At 55.3% G+C, this 3,360-nt stretch carries 5 protein-coding genes; all 5 read right to left on the bottom strand.

The window, feature by feature from the left end; genetic code table 11:
* Positions 1–236, bottom strand: a 236-nt coding sequence (locus GXX82_11305) for a HigA family addiction module antidote protein (protein NLT23623.1), incomplete at its 3' end; no start/stop codon positions are given.
* Positions 237–247: 11 nt separating this feature from the next.
* The gene (locus GXX82_11300; GenBank protein ID NLT23622.1) at positions 248–529 is read right to left on the bottom strand and encodes a type II toxin-antitoxin system RelE/ParE family toxin; all 282 of its coding nucleotides are present in this window, start codon (positions 527–529) and stop codon (positions 248–250) included.
* Positions 530–581: 52 nt separating this feature from the next.
* Positions 582–1,679, bottom strand: coding sequence for an amidohydrolase family protein (locus GXX82_11295; GenBank protein NLT23621.1), 1,098 nt, complete (start codon positions 1,677–1,679; stop codon positions 582–584).
* A 123-nt stretch (positions 1,680–1,802) separates the two neighbouring features.
* Positions 1,803–2,345, bottom strand: coding sequence for a YceI family protein (locus GXX82_11290; protein NLT23620.1), 543 nt, complete (start codon positions 2,343–2,345; stop codon positions 1,803–1,805).
* A 109-nt stretch (positions 2,346–2,454) separates the two neighbouring features.
* Complete coding sequence (locus GXX82_11285) at positions 2,455–3,201, bottom strand: pyridoxine 5'-phosphate synthase (protein NLT23619.1); 747 nt, start codon at positions 3,199–3,201, stop codon at positions 2,455–2,457.
* Between the last annotated feature and the right edge of the window lie 159 nt (positions 3,202–3,360).

The raw sequence follows: 3,360 nt of genomic DNA, 5'->3' as shown, positions 1-3,360 counted from the left end.
TCGAGATCGTATTGGGCCTGCAGACCCAACCAGAACTCCGCTGAAACGCCGAAGAACCTTGCCAGCCTCAGCGCGGTATCAGCCGAGACACTCCTCTTGCCAAGGACAATCTCGTTGATCCTTCGAGCGGGGACACCTATACCCAGAGCGAGCCTGTTCTGGCTGAGATTGAGCGGTTTCAGGAACTCCTCCAGGAGGATTTCACCCGGATGTACAGGGTGTAGCATTTTCTTCATGAAGTTACCCCCTAATGATAATCGGTTATCTCGACTTCATAGGCATCCGAACCCTGCCATCTGAAACAAATGCGCCATTGGTCGTTGATTCGTACACTCAGTTGTCCCTCCCGGTTTCCTTTCAATTTCTCCAGCCTGTTGGCGGGTGGGATCTTCAAATCCTGTGTCGTTCTTGAATTGTTGATCATCCTGAGCTTTCTCAATGCTGTCTGCTGAATACCCCGTGGCAGCCTGTTCGACCCTGCCCTGTTGAATATTTTCTCGGTCTCTTTGTCTTTGAATGATCTTATCACCTGTCGACCTGTGAGATGTTATACCCGTTGGCGTTTAACGTCAAGCGTTATATCATTCGATGCGCGCTGTCTGCTCTCTGAGACTCGTTGCGGTTCGCCAGCGTGAGAAGATATCCGCCGATGTGCCGAGATTGTGTTTGAGGAGTACGTCCGCGTCCCAGGGGTTTTTCGTGCGGGAGATCGTCAGCAGTTGTTTCGGAGAGAGGCGGAAGGCGTAGTACCACGGGGAGACGAGAGGGGTGTTGATGAGTGGAAAATCCGAGCCGTAGAGAAGCCTTCCCTTGAACTCGGGCCGTGTGAGTGCTTCCTTCAGGTAGCCATGCTTGTTTATCTGGGTGAGCGATGAGATATCGGAGTAGAGATTGGGGTATTCGCGCATCAGGCGCGCGAGCCTGTCACTGCTGCGTTCGCCCTGATATTTCCCCGTGGAGCCTATGTGGGCGGCGATGACCGTGACGCCGAGGCTGAGCGGCAGCCGCAGCCTGTCGGGATCGCAGAAGCTGTCCGAGGCCGAAGAAAAGGAGCGTTCCTCTCCCGCATGGGTGAGCAGAGGAAGGTCGAGCTCTACGAGCTTGAGATAGAATGCTTTTAGACGCGGGTCCGCGGGATCGATCTCCATGACGGAAGGGATCCATTTCACGAGCACCGCACCCTGCGCCTTGACCCGTTCCAAACGCTCCAGGGCATCCTTCCGATAAGGGTTGACGGAAGCGCCAAATAGGAGGTTTCCGTGCCTTGCCGTTGCTTCGGCAACAAATTCGTTTGGCACATAGACCTCGGTGCGATTCCTGTCAAGCACCCCGTCATGGTCGACGACACCATCGAGCGCCAGCACCACAGCCTTCTTTACCAACTTGCTCTGAGCGAGCAATTTGGCGACCCGGTCGGCAAGCAGGTTATCCCCTTCTTTCTCCAACGCACTCTCTGAGACGGCGAAGGACCGCAGGTAGATCCTGAATCTCCAGCTCTTCCGCAACTCCGGCGAAATAAAACACCCGCTGTTGCCGGCCCCGATACCCGCGATGTGACAATGCATGTCCACGATGTCGGGCGGAAGAGGTTCTACGGGGCGATAGGGCCCGATGGAAAACAGCAGGACCACCACACACAACACCAGGATTGCAGCAGGAAGTGTCAACCATTGCTGCATGATGAGCTCCCTTCGTCTGTTCTACAGGTTATTTCAAGAGGGGTACGTTCCCCGCTTTCTTATTGAGTAGCCAGGGTCGCGGTCATGCGGGAATGACCCGGGTGAGGTATAGGATATCCTACCCTAATCTTCGAGGTCGATCTCTGCGCTGAAGACTATATCGACCGCCTTGCCCACCATGAACCCGCCATCCTCGATCTCGACGTTCCAGGACATCCCGAAGTCTTCGCGGTTGATGGACGCGGCGGCGCGAAAACCATACGTGGTATAGGTCTGGTTCAGCTCGTCGTCGTGGAACATGGATGGGCCGAGGAACCGCGTGCTGAAGGTAACGGGAAGGGGTATCCCGTGTATCGTCAGATCACCGGTAATGTTCAGATTGTTGAGCGCGACCACCTCGATGGCCGTGCTCTTGAAAGATATCACGGGAAACCTTTCGACATCGAAGAAATCGGCGCTCTTCAGATGGTTGTCCCTTCGTTCGACACCCGTATGGATGCCGGCTGTGTCGATCTCCACCTCTACGGAAGCGCTGCCCGGATCGGCGGGGTCAAAGAGCACCTGGCCGCGTACGGTGTTGAACTGTCCGTGGACCGGTGTGACCATCATGTGGTACACCGTGAACTCACCCACCGCGTGATCGGGATCGATCTTCCATCTTGCCATGTCCGCACCCCCTCCCTTTTCTATTCTCTCCAAATCAGCGGTCACAAGCAATGGAAAACCGTTGCAGGGCAGAGATAGCTGTGTGCGCTGGGGGGGGGAGAGGCCCGCGCTAATCCAGAATTGCCATCATTTCTTCAAGAGCGATCGACAACCCGACGGAATCGGCCCGTTCGATTATGGCGCGTCCGATGTTGACCTCGAGAAGCTCTTTCGCATGCACGAGAGGCGCGACGTTCGTGTAATTGAGCCCGCATCCGGCGTTGATCCTTATCCTGATCTCCGCGGCGCGCTCCGAGGCTTTGTATATCCTGTCGATCTCTCTGTAGATGTCGGTCTTCTCCGTCGCATTGCTATACGCGCTCGTGTTGATCTCTATGAAGCGTGCCCCGCATTCCTTCGAAAGGTCGATCATCTCCATATCGGGTTCTATGAAAAGGGATACCGGTATATCCTCTTTACCGAGCGCCTTGACTGCGTTCTTGATCTCACGGGCGTTCTCTTTCACATCGAGACCCCGTTCCGGCGTCATGTCGTCGTTCTTTTCAGGGACTATCGTGACCCGGCTCGGCCGCACCCTTCTCGCGAAATCGATCAATTCTCGGGAGAGGGCTATCTCAAGATAGACCTTCCCGTTCTCCGGTATTGCCTGCCGTATGGCGAGAACATCCCTGTCCTTGACATGCCGCCTGTCCTCACGCAAGCGAACGGCGATGCTGTTGCATCCAATTTTCGCGCATATCCTTGCCGTTTCGACGGGGTCGGGCTCCTTTCCTCCCCGCGCTGTCCGCAATGCGGCGACATGGCTGACATTCACGCACAACAAGGTGCGCGGCACCTGAACTCCTCCGAATGCCATAGAAAAACCTCCCGTCAGTAACAAGCTCTGGCCGATATTGTATCAGAAAACGGTGATACTAACCGTGCAGGGCGCTATAGTCCTCAATTTCCTTCTCCAGGAAATCGTCGGCATCAGGATATCCCATATCCCCAAAAATTTCAAATCGCTCCTTAAGCC

This window comes from Syntrophorhabdus sp., assembly GCA_012719415.1.
GTDB lineage: Bacteria > Desulfobacterota > Syntrophorhabdia > Syntrophorhabdales > Syntrophorhabdaceae > Delta-02.
Note: the sequence above shows the minus strand (reverse complement) of the source record. Positions and strands in the feature narration are given on the sequence as shown.